Source organism: Paenibacillus sp. N22P23, from assembly GCF_059383735.1.
On the sequence record NZ_JBXENT010000001.1, the window covers coordinates 1,389,372 to 1,408,610 of the forward strand.

15 protein-coding genes and 1 riboswitch are annotated in these 19,239 nt (G+C 49.8%); of the genes, 9 read left to right on the plus strand and 6 right to left on the minus strand.

Annotation, left to right across the window (positions count from 1 at the left end; genetic code table 11):
* Positions 1-3 precede the first annotated feature (3 nt).
* On the plus strand, positions 4-1,344 hold the full coding sequence (locus AC506A_RS06655) for a glutathionylspermidine synthase family protein (protein ID WP_495460184.1): 1,341 nt from the start codon (positions 4-6) through the stop codon (positions 1,342-1,344).
* Complete coding sequence (locus AC506A_RS06660) at positions 1,337-1,741, plus strand: DUF350 domain-containing protein (protein ID WP_091216989.1); 405 nt, start codon at positions 1,337-1,339, stop codon at positions 1,739-1,741. The genes AC506A_RS06655 and AC506A_RS06660 overlap by 8 nt, the downstream gene beginning before the upstream one ends.
* 59 nt (positions 1,742-1,800) lie before the next feature.
* Here the strand turns inward: AC506A_RS06660 and AC506A_RS06665 are convergent, their stop codons facing one another.
* Positions 1,801-2,496 (minus strand): N-acetylmuramoyl-L-alanine amidase family protein, encoded by a 696-nt coding sequence (locus AC506A_RS06665; protein ID WP_495460185.1) that lies wholly within the window; start codon positions 2,494-2,496, stop codon positions 1,801-1,803.
* 200 nt (positions 2,497-2,696) lie between these two features.
* On the opposite strand from AC506A_RS06665, the gene AC506A_RS06670 reads away from it, so the two are divergent.
* Positions 2,697-2,885, plus strand: a complete 189-nt coding sequence (locus tag AC506A_RS06670; RefSeq protein ID WP_494817459.1) for a hypothetical protein — start codon at positions 2,697-2,699, stop codon at positions 2,883-2,885.
* 88 nt (positions 2,886-2,973) lie between these two features.
* Here the strand turns inward: AC506A_RS06670 and AC506A_RS06675 are convergent, their stop codons facing one another.
* The 5 genes from AC506A_RS06675 to AC506A_RS06695 all read right to left on the minus strand — a co-directional run bounded on the left by AC506A_RS06675 (position 2,974) and on the right by AC506A_RS06695 (position 7,880).
* Positions 2,974-3,927, minus strand: a complete 954-nt coding sequence (locus tag AC506A_RS06675; protein ID WP_495460186.1) for an EamA family transporter — start codon at positions 3,925-3,927, stop codon at positions 2,974-2,976.
* 80 nt (positions 3,928-4,007) lie between these two features.
* A riboswitch (purine riboswitch) is annotated at positions 4,008-4,109 on the minus strand.
* Between the two features lie 85 nt (positions 4,110-4,194).
* Positions 4,195-5,292: an SH3 domain-containing protein gene (locus AC506A_RS06680; RefSeq protein WP_495460187.1), complete on the minus strand. Its 1,098-nt coding sequence runs from the start codon at positions 5,290-5,292 to the stop codon at positions 4,195-4,197.
* A gap of 190 nt (positions 5,293-5,482) precedes the next feature.
* The gene (locus tag AC506A_RS06685; RefSeq protein WP_495460188.1) at positions 5,483-5,884 is read right to left on the minus strand and encodes a DUF2203 domain-containing protein; all 402 of its coding nucleotides are present in this window, start codon (positions 5,882-5,884) and stop codon (positions 5,483-5,485) included.
* A gap of 133 nt (positions 5,885-6,017) precedes the next feature.
* A complete protein-coding gene (locus AC506A_RS06690; RefSeq protein WP_495460189.1) occupies positions 6,018-6,887 on the minus strand; it encodes a sugar phosphate isomerase/epimerase family protein in 870 nt (289 codons plus the stop codon).
* Positions 6,888-7,880, minus strand: a complete 993-nt coding sequence (locus AC506A_RS06695) for a Gfo/Idh/MocA family protein (RefSeq protein WP_495460190.1) — start codon at positions 7,878-7,880, stop codon at positions 6,888-6,890.
* Positions 7,881-8,081: 201 nt separating this feature from the next.
* On the opposite strand from AC506A_RS06695, the gene AC506A_RS06700 reads away from it, so the two are divergent.
* From AC506A_RS06700 to AC506A_RS06725, 6 genes are all read left to right on the plus strand, one after another.
* Complete coding sequence (locus AC506A_RS06700; RefSeq protein WP_495460191.1) at positions 8,082-8,636, plus strand: superoxide dismutase family protein; 555 nt, start codon at positions 8,082-8,084, stop codon at positions 8,634-8,636.
* A gap of 133 nt (positions 8,637-8,769) precedes the next feature.
* On the plus strand, positions 8,770-9,228 hold the full coding sequence (locus AC506A_RS06705) for a cupin domain-containing protein (protein ID WP_495460192.1): 459 nt from the start codon (positions 8,770-8,772) through the stop codon (positions 9,226-9,228).
* A gap of 239 nt (positions 9,229-9,467) precedes the next feature.
* Positions 9,468-9,968: a C40 family peptidase gene (locus AC506A_RS06710; protein WP_495460193.1), complete on the plus strand. Its 501-nt coding sequence runs from the start codon at positions 9,468-9,470 to the stop codon at positions 9,966-9,968.
* Positions 9,969-10,100: 132 nt separating this feature from the next.
* Positions 10,101-10,733 carry a methyltransferase domain-containing protein gene (locus tag AC506A_RS06715; protein WP_495460194.1) on the plus strand — a complete coding sequence of 211 codons (633 nt, stop codon included), beginning with the start codon at positions 10,101-10,103 and terminating at the stop codon, positions 10,731-10,733.
* Between the two features lie 157 nt (positions 10,734-10,890).
* On the plus strand, positions 10,891-17,526 hold the full coding sequence (locus tag AC506A_RS06720) for a DUF7507 domain-containing protein (protein ID WP_495460195.1): 6,636 nt from the start codon (positions 10,891-10,893) through the stop codon (positions 17,524-17,526).
* Entirely contained in the window at positions 17,523-19,193 is a 1,671-nt protein-coding gene (locus AC506A_RS06725) for a hypothetical protein (RefSeq protein ID WP_495460196.1), read from the plus strand. Before AC506A_RS06720 ends, AC506A_RS06725 begins: the two co-directional genes overlap by 4 nt.
* The last annotated feature ends 46 nt before the right edge of the window (positions 19,194-19,239 follow it).

The window sequence follows — 19,239 nt, forward strand, 5'->3', positions numbered from 1 at the left end:
GGCATGATAAATCGGATTGTGCAGCTCGAAGGGAAGCATGATGAGATATTTAGCGGAGAGATCGCCCAAAGAATCCCCTATCACCGGATGAACGGCAAGCAGTACTGTCTTCCTGCTTTAACGCTATTCCTGCCAGAAGAGGCAGCCGCGCTGCAAGCCGCTTCCGAAGCGGTTGACCGCATTTACTGGAAGGTGCTTCGATTCGCCCAAACTGTTTTGCCTGATGACTTTCTCATCCAAAAGTTAGGACTTCATCCCTCTCTCTTGTCCGCAGCTCGAATGCAGGTTCCGTATCACGGCGTTTCCAGACAGGATTGGATCATTAGCGGGCATGGCATGAAATGTATCGAGAATAACACGGATACGCCAACAGGCATTCCTGAAACAGCCTATCTGGCAGAACAGCTAGTTCACGCTCATTCCACGTACACAGCTGCTTCAAGCGGGATGCGAAGCGAGATACAGACGGCCTTCGGTCAATTGATTCGGCATTACGCTGAACAAGGTCTGGTAGGCCCAATTGTATTTTCCAGTTATGGCTGGCATCTCGAGGATCGGACCAATACGGAGTATTTGATGCAGGCGGTAAATGAGCTTGGATATGAAACACTCTATGTACCACTCGAAGAGCTCGAGATTTTACCTGGTGACGGACTCTATGCCGGCGGTCAACGTATTGCCGTGTTATATCGCCTCTATCCGCTCGAATATTTGATTCACGATACAGACGAAGAACATGAAAACATGCCAATTGGTGAAGTGCTCATTCAGCTCGTTGCCGAGGGAAAGCTCGGGTTAATCAATCCGGCACAAAGCATCATTACGCAAAGCAAAGGGTTTATGGCATTAATCTGGTCGCTCTACGAACGACGAGAACAGACCGAGGAATTCATTGGGTTCACCCTTCTCGACCATAAGGACATCGCGGATATAGAGCGCTACCTGCTGCCGACTTACTATGAAGCATCTCCGTTTCTTCAAGCCGGAATGCCTTATGTAGCCAAAGGATACTGGGGACGTGAAGGGAAAGGCACATCCCTCTATGATGACGCAGGACATTTCCAGCAAGCGGAATGGGGTCATGAGGAGGCAGATGTCCTAGAGGTGCAAGACTATTACGACAACCAGCCGAAAATATATCAGCAGATGTTCCAGATGCAAGAAGCTAGTGTGGAGACGGAGGATGGCCCTTTCGATGGCTATCTGCTTACAGGAGCTTATGTTATTGGCGGTCATTATGCCGGCTTACTGCCCCGTATAGGCGGAAAAATTACCGGAGATATGGCCTATTATTGCCCGGCTGCAATTACATACACAACCCAAGGAGGATCAAGGCGTGAATAACTTTGGTAACGATCTGTTGAATGTAGGAATTGGGATACTCATTTTGCTGGCTGCACTGCTTGTTGGTTCATTCGTATTCAGCAAGCTTACGCGTTTCAATGATTGGGAGGAAATTAGAAAAGGAAACGAAGCTGCAGGCATCTACATGGGCAGCAAGCTGCTCGGACTTGGCATCATCGTTGCCATGGTCTCCTACAGCTCCCATGATTGGGAGGCGATGCTCATCTGGTCGGGAATAGGCATCCTTCTGCTCTGTCTCGTCTACGTCCTATTTGATTTCCTTACGCCTAAACTAAACGTTTGCGAAGAGATCGCCAAGGGCAACAAATCCGTTGCACAGCTGCTCCGCGCCATTATTCTCGGATCGTCAATTGTGATCGGAACGTTCTTGATGTAACTTCAAAGCATCCATCCAAAAAAAACGGCACAAGTGGTCATCACTTGTGCCGTTGACGATTAGGATAGATAATCAATAATACCATTTACAATCGTGCTCGATACCTTCTCCTGAAACGCGGCTGACTGCATACGCTCTTCCTCCGCATCATTCGAAATATACCCAAGCTCGAGCAGCAGCGCCGGTCTGGCGTTCTCACGAATGACTTGATAATTGCCCAGCTTCACACCGCGATCTTTGGCATCGATCCCTTTCACAAGTTCGCCATGCATGAGCTCCGCCAGTCCAAGATCAGATTCGTTGTAATAGTACGTCGTCATTCCTGCGACATCATCGGATTCGAAAGCATCGTAATGAACGCTGATGAACACATCCGCCTTCGATTCATTGGCGATATTCACTCGCTGATCAAGCGACACCGTCTCGTCATCTTGGCGTGTCAATACGACGGTTGCTCCCGTCCTCTTCACCAGCTCGTCCCGAATATGCATGACCGTCTGCAGCGTAACATCCTTCTCGAACGTCCCTTGCTGTCCGATCGAACCGGCGTCTTTGCCGCCATGTCCGGCATCCAGGACAACGGTCTTGCCTGCAAGCAGCAGATTCTGACTCGCGGTGACCGGCTCTCCTTCGGTTGGATCATGCTCACTTGAACCATTGACACGATCCTGGGCTTGGACTATGAATGAAGCCGCGGCAAGGATGAATAACGCCAACCAGGCCACGCCGGGGATTTTCTTCTTTCTCCTCTTCATATCTGAAACGTTCCTCCTTACGATTGCTTCTTGCTGCTCCATTATTTTAACAGCTAGGCATGAAATAAAAATGAAGCTAATCTTAATAACGGCTAAAATCGATATAAAGTTTAATTTCAAATTCGCCATGCATAATTGTCATACCTGCTTGGGTATATTAATGTCTGTTGCAATTTACAAGAATGAGGAGGATCACACACATGGCAAACGGACAAAATGAAGTTTCCAAAGCAGATGTACAATCCGTAGCACTAAACAAACTTCCGGTTGCAGGTGCAGCAGACACCGAATTCTCCGCAGAAGAAGCGGCTGAAGTCTTCCAACACAACCCGGCTTCGAACCAAACTGCGGCAAATGTTGCTGCTAATGAAGCAGAAGACGAAGAGTAACCGATAATCGCTCGGATACAAAACATGAAGCCCGTTCCTTATGGAATCGGGCTTCATTATTTTACAGCACGTAAGTCAACAAGATGAGCTAACCTGCAGAGTATTCAAGTTGTTTACGGGAGTTTCCTTTGTTTCTTGTACCTTTAAGCAGTTCAGGCAATGCAACACCTAGAAGCACGAGAACGACGCCGGCCCACTGCAGTGCACTCACCTGCTCATGCAGGACAACCGCTGAGAGCATAACCGCCACTGGCAGCTCCGAGGCGCCAAGAATACCGGCCATACCTCCGCCGATATGCGGAACACCTGCCGCAAACAATACGGGAGGAATAAAGGCGCCGAACAGCCCAAGCAAGAAACCGAAGAGCAGCAAACTGCTCCAGATCACGCCATTAAACAGATATACCGGCGGGAATAGAATAAACACGAAGATCAGTCCGCCAGTAATCATCCATACGCTGCGCTGAGCGGGATGAACAGTCGGTACAGCTTTCCCGCTGAAAATAATAAAGAGCGAGTAGCTGACTGCTGCGAGCAAGCCAAGCACGATTCCAAGTACATTAAACTCAGAGATGCCCTGTTCCATTATACCGGCAGCGAGCAGCGTACCTCCGAACAAGATGCCAAGCGTCAGCAGCATAATACCATTCGGACGCTTACGTGTGCTGATCGCATGAATGAGAACGCCCATCCACGTAAATTGGAACAACAGCACAATCGCAAGTGAATTCGGAATGTAGCGCAACGATTGATAATACAGCAAGCCTGTCATCGCTGTCGGTATACCTGCCGACATTAGCATGAAGCGTTGTTTCCATGTTAAGCCCACAGGTTGCTGAACCGCCCCGTTTGACTTTGCAGCCTGACGTTTACTGCGTACTTTCAGTATCATGACCAGCAGCCATGATAAGATAAATCCCGTCAGAAGCTGAGTACCTACAACTTCGCCTAAGCTGTATCCTTCTCCGTAAGCTTTAACTACGATCGTCGACAGAATGCCGTAACTGACCGCGCCCAGAAATACAGAAATCATATATTTCATATCTTAGATGCCCCTCTCAAAACTTGCTGCAATTCATGAACAAACACAAAAAACTTCCTTACCACAAATACAGAATCATCAACTGATCATTCCGTATTCGTAGTAAGGAAGTTAAGGCTTCCTGTAGATACCCTCACCCTGTTAGATCGTGAGGTTATACGAATTTATATTATGAAGTTCATTCAATGTTTCGTTGCAACTGCTTGTGATCACTCATGGAAATGTAACATGACTCGTTAGTTTCTGTCAACAGGTGATTGACGGTAATTAAGCTAATTTCAGAAAATCACTTCGCATAATACTTCGGACATGCCCTGCCCATCGACCGTTAGCAGGACAATACTTCTTCGCAACCTTCTCGATCGTCGTATATCCGCGCTCTACGTAGTTGGCCGAGAGGAGTTGTCCGAATTTCCGCACGCTCTCCCCCTTAGTGGCGAAGGTAAAGGCCTTTTTATAGGCGTTTTTGCCTGTGACGGCGTTCAAACCGAATAAATTATTTTTATTTTGCGCCAACCGGCTCGATCCGTTACCGCTTTCAAGCTTCATGACGGCGATGGTGAAGAAAGCATTGATGCCATATTTATCTTCGATGGCGATAACAGCCGCTTCGAGACCATGACCGGCAAGCTTCGTTCCTTTAAAGATCGTAGCGATCTGCTCTTTCGTGAGGCCTGAGTCTGACATCACCTTTGATGATGGTTTTGCCAGTTTCTCGATTGTGATTACATTCTTCGTCTTTAGGGGTAAATTATCAATAGCAGCCGTTGGCGCATTCACCTTCTTAACCGTCTTATGAATAACAGATGCAGTGGACACTTCAACTTTAGCGGATTTCACTTTGTCTGCAGGCACTGCACTCGATTGTGCTGCTTGCGGTACTTGCTCTGCGTAGCCACCATGAACATACCCGCCGCCTTTGAGCTCCAGCCATCCGGTTTCAGTTACACTCACAATTTGCAGCATCTCTCCTTGCTTCACTTCCGTTAGGATTTTCGAGCTTGCATCAGGCATTGAACGTACATTGAGGTAGAACGCGGTTACTTTATATGTATGGAGAGGATTTGCCTTTGGAATAACGGCAGACGCAGCAGGCGCGGGGATTTTGCGAATCAGCTCCACAATTTCAGCCGATGCTTTGGGGATAACCGTAGCGGGTTGGAACATTGATTTCGGGAGATGCATGACTTCTGCGGCTGGCGATGTGGTCGCAACGGACTTGTTTTGAATCCAGTGCGGAGCAGATAATCCTGCTATTTGGGAATTCCATAGTGCATTTGTAAAGGTAAAGGATAGGATAGCCGTCGTCACAAACAGAGCGCAAATCATATAAGCCACTACATTCCACTGGATGGTTCTAGTCATTGAAACACCTCTTCCTTGGATTTAAGGGCCTTTCCGATATAGGTTAGATTGTAAATGCTATCTTCTGAAAAGCATGTCAAACCTTCTGTAAGAAAAATATGTACTTTTGTCGAGGGACATTCCTTATTTAGCGAACAAAAAAGAAGCCTGAGTCAACCAGGCTCCTTTATGAGTGTTTTTTAATCTTTTTTCACGCTTCCGGAAACGCCTTGCGCCCCATAAAACCGTCATTCCAGCCGTGATAGTGAGAGATTCGATCCTCGCCTTGCTTCCAACAGATTAGAATTTCCTCACCATTGAGAATCGAAGGGAAATCAATCAATCCAGGGTTGATCATTTTGAGAAAAACGCCTTTCCGATCAAAATTTCCGATGTGCAGGTCTATTTCCATACGCATAAACTCTAGTTGACTCTCCACCTCAAAGAATGGATCGTCGTTTTCTCTATCCGTACTTGCCTTCAGTACTTGCAGTTCATCAAACTTTTCTTCGAATTGCTGCGTCAATAGCTGCAGCTTTAGCAAATCTTCCTGCAGCTGCGGTAAAAGTGCATTCGCTTCGCTTAATGTAAAATGAATTTGGTCCACTTTCATATCCACTCCTTACATTAAGTGTACTAAAATGAAACGAACAAGGTCAAACGGCTGTCGCCTCGTTTCATGGACGTTTAATGAAAAACGAGAACCTGGTGTCCATGATCGACACTTCGATTCTCGTTCCTCTCTTTTATTTAAAATAAGTCCGCAAGTGTTCCGCCGCTTTCACTATACCCTGCTGTTCCTGCTCCAAGGATCCCCAGAAACGATGATCCTCCAGTTCAATGCTGATAGCCCCTTTATACCCGAGGCGATCCAATCGCACAGCCACCTTACTCCATTCGACTGCGCCATGACCAGGTATTGTATAACGCCATGAGCCTTCCGAGAATCCGTATTTCGCGCCGAATGTAGCCGGCAGCACGCCGCATTCATACAGCTCATCGTTTAGAAGCTCCGTATCCTTGCCATGACAATGATTAACGCGTTCACCGAACTCTGATAACGCACGTAAGTAATCGATGCCAAGGCGCACGAGATGGGAAGGATCATAGTTGAGTCCAAAATGCTTCGAAGGGATTGCCTCAAACATAGCTCTCCACATTTCAGGCGTACAGCCCAGCGTTGGATAATGCGGCGCCGGCCCCGGCCAACCTTCAATGGCGATATAGATGCCGCGCTGCTCGGCATGTCGAACGACTTCCGGAAAGGAATCCTTCCATATTGCGAACCCTTCCGAGCGAGGAAGCGTGTGATCTTCCGGAACCAAACACATAAACATAACACTTCCGCCAAGCTCAGCCATCGTGTCCATTTGGCGTTTCGTCGCCTCGACCGCATCGGAGCGGCGTGCATCGTCGCGGCTAAGCAGCTGTGCGGTATGCCGCGCATCGACGGAACCGATGCCGATTCCGAACTCACTGCAGGCTTGCTTCACTTCCGGAGTCAACTCGGAAACATCCAAGATGTCGAGTCCGATTTCCGCTGCCCATGCGGCAGTTTGGCTTATACCTGCGCGGCCAATGATGGGCGGAATTCGCATACCGATTGAATATGTCATCTAGCATACCTCCTCAGATTCCAAATGTCCTAGCGGAGAATAACCGGCTGCTTCATAGATCATCTCGGATAATCGCACAACCTTAAGTGCATACTCGCCTGGAACAAGCACAGCATGACGACCTAAGATAGCATCAATAAAGCTCTTGTCTTGATTGGTGGCAGCGCTCGGCAGCTCAGGCACAATAGGCTCTTGTCTCAACCGGCGAAGCGTAATGCGGCCGTTATCGTAGAATATCCCGCCCTCTTCGCCGCAGAATACAAATGTCTCATGCCAGCATGGGGAGTAACCGACGAGATTAAGACCGGCAACAGCGCCTTCTGCAAATCGAATGGAAGTGAAGGTGTCAATTTCTACGGGAGTGCCATGCATGTGCAGCTGAGGCTTGACTTCAACCGGAGTCAGGCCTGTGGTCCATAGCAGAACATCAATAATGTGGCTTCCGGAATCCATCAAGAATCCGCCGCCTGACAATGAAGGGTCTTGGCGCCAGGAGCCAGGTGTTCCCTGCTTCCACTCCTGATACAAGGATGCGGTAATGGAAGTTAGCTTACCGATCTCTCCTCTGGCAATGGCATCCCGGATGTAGAGAAACTCAGGTTGAAAATGTCGCTGATACGATACCTGCATGATTTTGCCCGCATCGTTAGCAAGCTCGATTAATGCTTTCGCTTCCTCGGAGGAGCAAGTCATCGGTTTCTCGATCAACACATGAAGCCCTTTGCGTAATACAGCGCTTGCTTGTTCAAAGTGCAGCGTATGCGGCGAACAGATGACGACCGCATCGAGCTCCACCTCATTCAACATATCGGAGTAATCCGAGAATGCCGGAATATCACCTAGTTGATTCTGAGCAATAAACTGCTCCCTGCCAGCCGTGTTCGGGTCCGCTACCGATGCAATCTGTACTTCCGATAGCTCCGACAGTTGACGCGCATGCCACCCCGCAATTCCACCGGTTCCAATCATCCCAACTCGAATCAAATTCATCATTTAGCCTCCCGCTTATGCTTGGATAGATAAGACATTTGGTTAAATAAGACATCTCCCCCTTAAGCTAACACAAATCGAAGCCGCTACCAATCCAAATATGCGACAAGATATGCTAAGCAGCATTCACGTTTGAGCAACTATAAAGTAGGTAATGATAAGCAAGAGCTATGAGATGAATTCACAGGAGGATTACGCAGCGCAATGAAAAGAACTCTGCTACACACAAGCCGAACAGCGGTTTGCTTTGTCTTGCTGGCCGCAACCATTGGCGGTCCTGCCGGCGCGCACCCCGTTCAAGAAACAACGCCAGCCGTCGTACAAGTTAAACTGGTCGGTGCAGCCGGCACCGAAGTCGGAATGGCTTCACTGACACAGAAAAACGATGCAGTCGTGCTTCATGTTGAAGCCAAGAACTTGCCGCCCGGCGTACATGGCATCCATTTTCACGAAACCGGCAAATGCGAAGCACCTGACTTTAAGACAGCCGGCGCGCATTTCAACCCGCAGACAAAACAGCATGGATTTAACAATCCAAAGGGGTTCCATGTTGGGGATTTGCCGAATATCACCGTAGCAGCAGACGGTTCCGTTAAATTGGATATCGAGACACGAATCGTTACGTTAGCGCCGAACCACCCCAATTCCCTCCGGAAGACAGGCGGCACTTCGCTTGTCATCCATGAGAAAGCCGATGACTATGCAACCGACCCTTCCGGTAATTCAGGAAATCGGATTGTATGCGGAGTCATCCAATAAATCGAAAAACGGCCATGGATCTCTTAGCGGAGATCCATGGCCGTTTACAACTTGGCACGACATAAGTTAAATTGAAACATGGAGATGGACTTATAGAGCTATACAGAGAGATTCAAAAGGAGCAAACCAACTGATGTTAACAAAAGAATTATCACCGCTTGTACAAGCTTTGGACCTCAAACCGCATCCGGAAGGCGGCTGGTACAAAGAATTGTGGAAGGCTTCATTCGAGATTCCGCAAGCTATTCTAGGTGAACGCTACTCAGGCGCTCGTGTTGCGGCAACCTCCATTTATTTCGTTCTTCACCCGGATGAAACTTCGGACTGGCATACCGTGTTATCCGATGAGCTGTGGCTCTGGCACTCCGGCAGCCCGCTTCTGCTTCGCTTAGGCGGTACAGGAGAGAATCCGGAAACGACCGAAGAGATCATTATTGGACCGGATATCGCGAAAGGACAACGGCCGCAAGCGTTAGTACCGGCGAATGTTTGGCAGATGGCCAAGCCGCTCGGCGATGAACCTGTATTTGTATCTTGCGTTGTAGCACCAGGCTTTCATTATGATGATTTCACACTCATAAAACGCACTTAAACCATACGTTATTAAGCAAGAGGCCAATCAGGACTTCCCTGATTGGCCTTTTCTCATTGTCAATGGGAATTGCATGAATGTTTTCTAATCGTATTCTAACAATGACAGTGAAAGCGTTCGTAATGAAGAGTTTTCCTCCACATTGGTAAGTAGTGGTTTTTTTTGCTGTGGTATAGTGGTCTCCAGGTGATCATGACATCCAGTAATCACACTTTACTCTCAATTAATAGGAGGAAGACATGAATAACACAACAAACAAGCGTATAGGTAGAAAACTAGCAGGTGTAGCACTCAGCCTATCTATCGCTTTTGCCGGAAGCATGCTTCTTACGCCGAAGACGACACACGCAGCATCCGATTCTGTCGTTGCGAATAACATCATTAATAAGGGCAAACAATATATGGGCGTTCCTTACAAATTCGGTGCCAAATCCGGCATTACGAGCGCATTTGATTGTTCTTCTTTCGTGCAGTACATCTATAAGAAGAACGGCATCAGCCTTCCGCGTTCGTCGAGACAGCAAGCAGTCAAAGGTGTTAGAGTGCTGAAAAGCAACCTGAAACCAGGCGACCTTATATTCTCGGATACGAATCGTGATGGTAAAATCAATCATGTCAGCATCTATATGGGCAATGGCAAAGTACTTCAAACGTACCGTGTAGGAATCGGTGTCACAATCTCTACGTTCAAAGGCAGCATTTGGGATAAGACATTCGTTACAGCTCGCGATGTCATTTAGGTAACATTTCGTGCAGGGCACATAGGTGCTCTGCACGTTTTTCGTTTCGGTGGGCAAGCGTATATACAGGCTAGCCTTGGACTCCATACACTAGAAACTAATAGAGTATTCATGTGTTAGGGGGTTCGAACAATGAAACTGGATATCGGATGCGGCGCCAATAAGCTCCCTGACTGCTATGGGATTGACCGTTATGCACTGCCGGGCGTCAATCTGGTCAGTGATCTGAATGCTGAAATTCCGTTTCCCGATAATTCCATCGATTTCATTGCCGTAAGCCGCATGCTGCCTTACGTAAGCGACCTAAACTTCGCGCTGCGTGATATCTACCGTGTCAGCGTTCACAAGACTGTAGTTTGTTTGCTATGCCCGTATGCGCACAATTTTCGCCACAGCTCGAATCCTTTCTTAAAACATCGTTTCGACGAGCACACTCCTCGTTATATGACGGCAAATTTTAAACAACCTCCGGGAAGTCCGATTTGTCCTCCCCTATCGCCATATAGCTATGTCTCCTCTCCGCCTTATGATTTCCGACTGCTTCGTATGGAGCTGTTCTATCAAGCCCCTTATCTATCCGATCTCTATGAACCGGATGAATTGGAAGTTCTCAAGGAGCTTCAAGCTAACGTAGTGGATGAAATTCTGTATTATTTTGTTGTCGTGAAGGCCCCTATAACCGACGAGGAATGGTTAGCGATGTGTAATGAAGTTCACCCTGAGCCTCATGCCGTAGCCATGCTCCGTAGTAGCATAGCCCCTTAAATAGGTGCATATGTTTGAGTTAGTGTGCAATCTGCATCATATTCCAATAGGAACTTAAGGGGGGGCGAGGAGCATTGCACTAGTAGTTCGGGCTACCCTTAATGCAACCGGCGCCATTACCTTCACAGGTAATACGCTCGGACTAAGCCGTTCCACGGTGGAAGGGGTTCCCGGTACCCAAGACAGTATCGGCGCATTCTCAACGATCAATACAGCTGTTCGGTATGGTACCTATCCCTTCGGAACGACCAGCAATTATTTGCTAAACAACGCATCTGCCATTCTTGTGCTGCCTGCAGGAAGCACCGTGCTTTACGCGGAATTGATCTGGGGCGGTACATACATTGTGCCTGGCGTCAATTTATCTGCTGCGATCAACAATCCAGTTACTCTTACATTGCCTAATGCGACAAGCGTCAGCATCACGCCGGACGCGGCAACGGCAAATACATTTGATCTTGGCAGCGGCGCCTTCGGCTATACGCGATCAGCCAATGTGACCTCGCGAATCGCGACAGGTGGCGCCGGTACTTACACAGTAGGGGCCGTTGTCGGAACCATTACGGTTACAGACCCGACAGCCAACCATGCAGGCTGGACGCTGGCCGTGATCTATCAGAATCCTACTTTGCCCTTCCGGAACATGTCACTGCGTGTAGGAGCCGTACTTGTTCAATCCACCTCTGCCCCGGTTGTTACGACCATAACCGGATTCGCTACGCCTGTCTCCGGGGCGCTTGGCGGCAGAGCATTATTCAGCGCTCAGGAAGGCGATGCGAATCGCACCGGGGACCAGGCGTTATTCGGTCCGACAACCGGCACACAGGTTGCTTTGTCCGGAACGAACAATTTCGCCAACAATTTCTTTGCTTCACAGATCAATGACGATACCGGAGCATTGAATACGACCGGAACATTCGGGACGCGAAATCAGGTTAACGGAGCACCGGGCTCGAATATCGTTGGAGGCCGGCAAGGCTGGGATATCACGAACGTCAATGTGTCGGCCAACCTAGTCAACAACCAATCATCAGCCGTATTGACGCTAACCACTTCTGGAGATGCCTATGTCGTCAATGCCAATGCGTTACAGATCAATATTAATGCGCCAAACATTTCGACGACCAAGAGCGCAAACGTTATCGGAACCGTCATTGGCGATACGATTACGTATACAGTCACAGTCAGCAATACAGGTAATGCGAACGCAGCAAGCGTCGTCGTTTCAGACGCCATTCCTACCGGTTCCACATTTGTAGCTGGCAGTGTTGTCGTAGCAGGCGTACCTAAACCGACTTTTGATATCATTGCCGGCGTACCGATAGGTTCCCTTGCCTTGAACAGCTCCGTAACCATTACATACAAAGCAAAGGTCACCTCTCTGCCCAATCCGCCTCAAATTCCAAACGTCGCTAAGGCTGCTTTCACCTTTCAAAGTGTTGCCGGCGGGGACATTATTAGCGGTGTCATCCCTTCGAATACCGTCTCAACACCGGTTTATTCACCTGTGCTTACGATGGTTAAAAGCGCAGATACAGCGAACGCAGCCGTTGGAACCACCGTAACGTACTCGGTGCTGATCACCAATTCCGGCAGTATTGGCGCGACAACCACGTTCACGGATAATATTCCGGGAAGCACGACCTTTGTCCCGAACAGCGTCAAGGTAAACGGAGTCACCCAAACCGGTGCAAACCCCGTTTCCGGCGTCCCCATTGGATTAGTACCTGCAGGCGGTTCGACGACAGTCACCTTTCAAGTAATTGTAAATTCGCTGCCAACACCTGTGCAGCCGCAAATTACGAATCAGGCAGCGGCATCTTATACCTACGCGCCGCCTGATGGCAGTGGCAGAACACTAAGCGGATCAGCTGCCTCGAACACGCTCGCGATTCCTGTTTCACTGCCGAATGTTAACGTGGCGAAGAGCTCGAATCGCACCGCAACAACGGTCGGCGATACAATTACATTCTCAACGTTGATTTCCAATAACGGTGTTGCCGCCGTTTCGAACGTTGTCTTCAGTGATCCTATTCCGGCCGGAACGAGTTTCATCAATGGTTCAGTCACAGTTGGCGGAGTATCTAGTCCGACTGCCAATCCCGCAAACGGTATTTCTATCGGCACGATTGCTTCAGGCTCATCCGTACTGGTCGTATTCCAGCTCAATGTCATATCGCTCCCGTCACCTGCCCAAATTGACAACCGTGCTACAGTATCCTATAGCTCAGGCACATTTAACGGCTCTTCCCTCTCGAACACCGTGTCCGTTCCGGTCTATCAACCGATCATCGCCGTTCAGAAATCGGTGAACACTACCCGCGCGACGGTAGGCGATACGTTAACGTACACCTTTGCCGTGCAAAATACAGGTAATTTCGGAGCGCAGCTCACATTGACCGATACACTGCCTTCCGGGACGACATATGTTGCTGATAGTATTACCGTTGACGGATCTCCACGACCGGGTTCAACACCGCAAACCGGTATTCCGGTCGGGCCGGTTCCTGCAGGAAGTACAGTGAATGTCGTCTTTCAAGTCGTGCTTCAATCGCTGCCTAATCCGCCTACACTAACTAACTTCGGGACTTACACGTTTACCTACACCCTGCCGGACAGTCGTGTAATGAATGGAAGCGGCAGCTCGAACACCGTGTCGATTCCCGCTTCCGCGCCTAACGTAAGCATCAGTAAGGGCGCAGATTTCTCGGAAGCGACCCTTAACGATGAGATTACGTATACCATCGTCGTCTCTAACAACAGCATTGTACCTGTCAATCAAGTATTCGTATCCGATCCGATTCCGGACGGTTCACAATTTATTACTGGCAGCGTGACAGTTGGCGGGATTCCGGCTCCAAGCGCAGATCCTGCGGCGGGCATTCTGATCGGAACGCTCGCTCCTTCAGCGATAACGATTATCAGCTTCCGGGTCCGCGTGACGACACTTACGGCATCTGCTGTTCTATCTAATCGGGCAGCAGTCAACTACACCTCAGGTGCATTCATGGGAACGTCATTCTCGGATACGGTGAATATACCGGTTTATTCACCGATACTCGCTGTTTCCAAGAGCGCCATTTCATCAGCTGCTACACTCGGAGATGCCGTCGTCTATACACTGCAAATCAACAACAGCGGTAATATCAGTGCTGATGTTACGCTTACGGATAATATTCCGGCAGGCTCGACATTTGTTGTGAACTCTGTTCTTGTTGATGGAATTCCTCAACCAGGTGTTAACCCGGTCACAGGCATTCCGAGCGTCATTGTACCACCGCTTCAGACTTCAACGGTTACCTTTCAAGTATCCGTCGATTCCCTTCCGAACCCGCAGCAGCTTGTGGATCAAGGGACAGCCGCGTACACCTTCACCCTTCCCGCAGGACGCGTGGTTAATGGCTCGGCAAACTCCAATACGGTATCCATTCCTGTATCGGCACCTAACGTATCGGTTGTGCTCAGCACGGCTGCAATAGATATCACGACCGGAGATACGATATTGTACACGGCCGTCATTACAAACAACGGAATTACGAACGTAAACAACATTATTTATGTCGGTACTGCTATCCCGGGCACAGCCTTTGTTCCGGGCAGCGTGAAAGTGAACGGTATTGCACTTCCCCAGGCGGATGAGACCGCTGGTATTCCGATCGGTTCCCTGGCACCCAGTGCCTTCGCGACCGTGACCTATGAGGTGAAACTAATCATGCCTGTGTCCGATCAAATTGTTAACCAGTCGACAGTAAGCTTCACGTCCGGCAGCTTCTCGAGCACATCATCGTCAAATGTCGTTACTACACCGATTACGCAGCCGCAAATTAACGTGGTTAAATCGGCGGGCACAAGCAATGCCCAAGTAGGCGATACCGTCGTTTACACGATTGCAGTCAGCAATACGGGGAATCTTCCTGCAACCGTAATCGTAACGGATACGATTCCGCCGAATACTTCGTTCGTATCCAACAGCGTCATCGTCGACGGGGTCCCGCAGCCAAGCGCCACACCTTCCGGGGGAATCAATGCCGGTACGGTTAACGTGAATCAAACCGTCTACATCATGTTCTCCGTCGTGATCGATACACTTCCTAATCCGCAGCAGATCGTCAACCAAGCGACAGCAACTTATCAATTCACTCCCCCTGACGGGCGTTTAATCACCGGGACCCAGTTATCCAATTCACTGTCTATCTCCGTATCTTCACCGAATGTGACGGCACTTAAGACTTCGACTTCAACATCTGTCTCGATCGGAGACACGATCCCTTACGTGGTGCTGGTATCGAACAACGGGATTTCACCGATCACGAACACTGTATTTATCGATGGCATTCCGAGCGGAACCACATTCGTATCCGGAAGTGTAGCCATTAATGGCGTCCCCGTACCCGGTGCGAATCCGGCGCTCGGCGTAAATGTAGGCACGATACCAAGCGGCGGCTCTGCTACCGTGACGTTCAGCTTGCTTGTCGTTTCAGTGCCGACGCCTGCGCTCATTTCTAACCAAGCTACCGTAACGTACACATCCGGTGCATTCTCCAGCTCATCCTTCTCCAATGGCGTAGATATCCCTGTCTATCAGCCCGTCATCAGTGTTGTAAAGAGTGCCAGCACGACAAATGCCTCCGTTGGCCAAACCGTTATCTATACAATGGCAGTCACCAACTCCGGGAACTATGCCGCATCCGTTACTCTATCAGACCCGACACTAGCACCTGAGCTTTCATTCGTCCCAAACAGCGTCATTGTCGGCGGCTCACCGCAAGCAGGCGCAGATCCGATTACAGGTATTCCCGTCGGTGTCGTTCAGCCCGGCGCTACAGTAAATGTCACTTTTACTGCGGTTATCACATCCTTGCCGCCAACGCAGTCGTTATCCAACCAAGCGACTGCCGCTTACAGCTATACGCTGCCTGACACCCGAACGCTTACGGGATCTTCATTGTCCAATACACTTTCCTATCCGGTTTCCTCTCCGGATGTAGATGTCGTTAAGAGTGCCACACAAACTGCACTCACGGTTGGCGATACTCAGACGTACAACATTCTTGTGACCAATAGCGGTATTTCCACAGTTGATAATATTATTTTCGCTGACCCGATCCCGGCAGGAACCTCCTTCCTATCAGGCAGCGTCACCATTAATGGAGTGCCGCTTCCAAATGCAAATCCGGCGGCCGGCTTCTCGTTAGATCCGATTCTGGCAGGCGCTTCGGTTACAGTAGGCTTCAGCGTAACCGTGACATCTGTTCCGGAAGGCGAACTAGTCAGCAACCGCTCATCGGTAAGCTTCACCTCCGGCGTGTTCTCGGCGGTTACGTTCTCGAATACCGTTACGACACCTGTTTATCAACCTGTTATTACCCTTGTCAAAACAGCTGACAGCTCCTTGGCCAGCGTCGGAAACACGATCGTATATCGGGTCAACGTAACGAACAGCGGAAACTATCCGACAACCGTTACAATCACGGATCCTACCCCAACCGGCACCTCGTTGGTACCAAACAGCGTCATTGTCAGCGGTGCTCCGCAAGCAGGTGCGGATCCGGCAGCCGGTTATACGATCGGCGTCGTTGCACCGGGAGCGACAGTGCTGACAACATTTGAATACACCATCAACACGATGCCGCCAAATCAGCAGTTGACCAACCAAGCGACGGCCAGCTATGCATTTACGCTGCCGGATTCGAGATCGTTCATTCGTTCCGCTGCGTCCAACTCGCTAACAATTCCGGTCACTTCGCCTAATGTAAGCATCGTGAAGAGTACATTGTCCACGGACGCGATTCTCGGTGATGTCATCACGTATACGAATGTCGTCACGAATACAAGCATTGCGAATTTGAACAGTGCCGTTCTCTCCGATCCGGTACCTGCCGGCACGACCTTCGTACCTGGTTCGGTTATCGTAGGCGGCGTGCCGTTTCCGAATGCCAACCCGGCATCGGGTATCGCGCTTGGCGTCATTACACCATCATCCTCTGTTCCCGTTACCTTTGACATTACAGTAAATTCACTTCCGCCGAGCGGTCAGTTAAACAACCAATCTACAGTGTCCTTCACATCAGGCGTCTTCTCTGGCACGGGTTTATCGAATGTATTAACGACACCTGTCTACAATCCGATCATGTCTGTCTTGAAAAGCGCAAGTACGGCGAACGCTACTGTCGGTGATACCATCACCTACTCCTTACTCATCTCGAATACCGGTAACCTGGAAGCTACCGTAATCTTATACGATACCATTCCTACCGGAGCTGAATTCATACCGAACAGCGTAGCAATCGGCGGTGTTCCGCAACCTGGCGCTGATCCTGTTACCGGGATTAATGTCGGCGTGGTACCGGCTGGTGCTACCGTACATGTATTGGTCACTTTGCAGGTTACGGTCGAAGCACTGCCTTCTCCACAGCAGCTCGCCAACCAAGCGTCAATCGCGTACACATTCTCACCGCCGGATGGCCGTGTTATCAATGCAACGGTGAACTCGAATACCGTTATCATTCCGGTTTCCTCACCGGATGTGTCCGTGGTGAAGAGCAGCAACGCAATCGATGCTGTTGTAGGCGATACGATAACGTATACCATCACGGTTACGAATAATGGTTTATCGCCGGTTAACAACGTCACCTTGGTTGACCCGCTCCCGCCAAGTGCAAGCTTCATCCCTGGAACGGTCACCGTCAATGGAGTACCGATGCCTGGTGATAGTCCGAATACAGGTATCCACATCGGCACAATCGCGGTCGGCGCGGTATCTACCGTTCAGTTCCAGGTGCTGGTAGTATGATGGCAGTTCCGGACCCGCCGCAGACGATTCGCAATCAGTCCGTCGTGTCCTTCTCTTCCGCCGGCGCAACAAGCTTCTCGTACTCGAATATCGTAGATACCAATGTGAATGGGCCGGTCATCTCAGTCGAATTGTCTTCGACTTCGACGCAAGCCGGTTTGACGCTGCCGGTTACGTATCAGATTACGGTCACCAATAGCGGGAATCGCTCCGCAAATGTGACCGTGTATGACGTATTGCCGCCGGGTACCGTGTTCGTGGCCAACAGCGTCATCGTAAATGGTTCACCTATACCCGGCGTAACACCGGAAGGCGGCATTCCGATCGGAGACGTCAGTCCGGGCAGTACGGTAACGATATATTTTCAACTGCTGCTTGTTTCCGCCCCGCCTTCCGGTCAGCTCGATAATCAAGCGACGGCAGCGTATTATTTTGAAACGACCGATGGCCGAACGATTACCGGCTCGGAAAGCTCGAACGTCGTAACACTGCCCGTTACGGTACAGCAAGTCAGTCTGCTAAAAGGCGTTAATACTGCTTATACGTACACCGGCGATATGCTGGTCTATACCGTTACGGCTGCTAATGAAGGAACGGAGCCGATGCGGCAGAGTGTACTGTATGATGCACTGCCGCAAGGAACGCTGTTTGTTCAGGGGAGCGTCACCATTAATGGTGTTCGCTCTCCATCGGCTTCACCTGCTGCCGGTATTACACTTGGCCTCATTCAGCCGGGTATTTCCGTCCAAGTGACGTTCAGTGTTATCGTATTGGAGGTTCCCGTCCACACTCCGTTATCGAATAGTGCCGAGTTGAGATTTCAATTTGGCACTTTCGATCAATCTGTTACCTCGAATGCAGTTACTACTATCGTATCCGGCCCTGCTCTGGCGGTCAGTAAATCCGCGAGTCTGTCGCAAGCAACCGTTGGTCAATCTATTCGATACACGATTACCATCGCGAATAGTGGTACGACTGGTGCGGACGTTACTGTACGCGATGCGATCCCTGCCGGCGCCCTCTTCGCGCAGGGCAGCGCTGAAGTTAACGGTCGGCCGCTTCCCGGTGCCAATCCGGATGCTGGCATCCAGCTTGGCTTTCTGCAGCCGGGTTTGCAGTATGTGCTTTCCTTTCTGGTTACCGTTACCCGCTCAGGCAATCAATCGGAGCTGATTAACAGGGCAAACGTAGAATATTCGTTCCGTCTTCCGAGTGGCGTCGTCGTTACGGATGCGGTTGTGACCAATGATGTTGTTACTTCCGTTGTTGTGCCTATTATTCGAGCGGAACTGAGCGCAGCGCCGCCAATCAGCGGACCGGGAGAATGGATTGCGGTTACAGTGGCAATCACGAATACCGGTAATTATGCCGCCGCCGTAACTCTGTTCGCGCTCATTCCTGACGAAACCAGCATCGAAATTACAAGTATCCGGGTAAATGGTGTCGAGGTTCCTTTTACGCCGGGAGAAGGGCTGCCGATTGGCATACTGGCACCGAACCAGACCATCATCGTCACCTATCGCCTGCGACTGTCTGATCACCCACTCCAAAATCACTTGCGGTTCCGTGTTTTAGCACAATTTAGCTACGAAGTGAACGGCGAGTTGTTCACCTACTCGGTTTATTCCAATGAGGTTACGATTGTGATCGAAACCTATGAGGAGTAACTTTGGGAAAGTGGAAGTAAACCAGAAATGGAAATAAAGGCTCTCT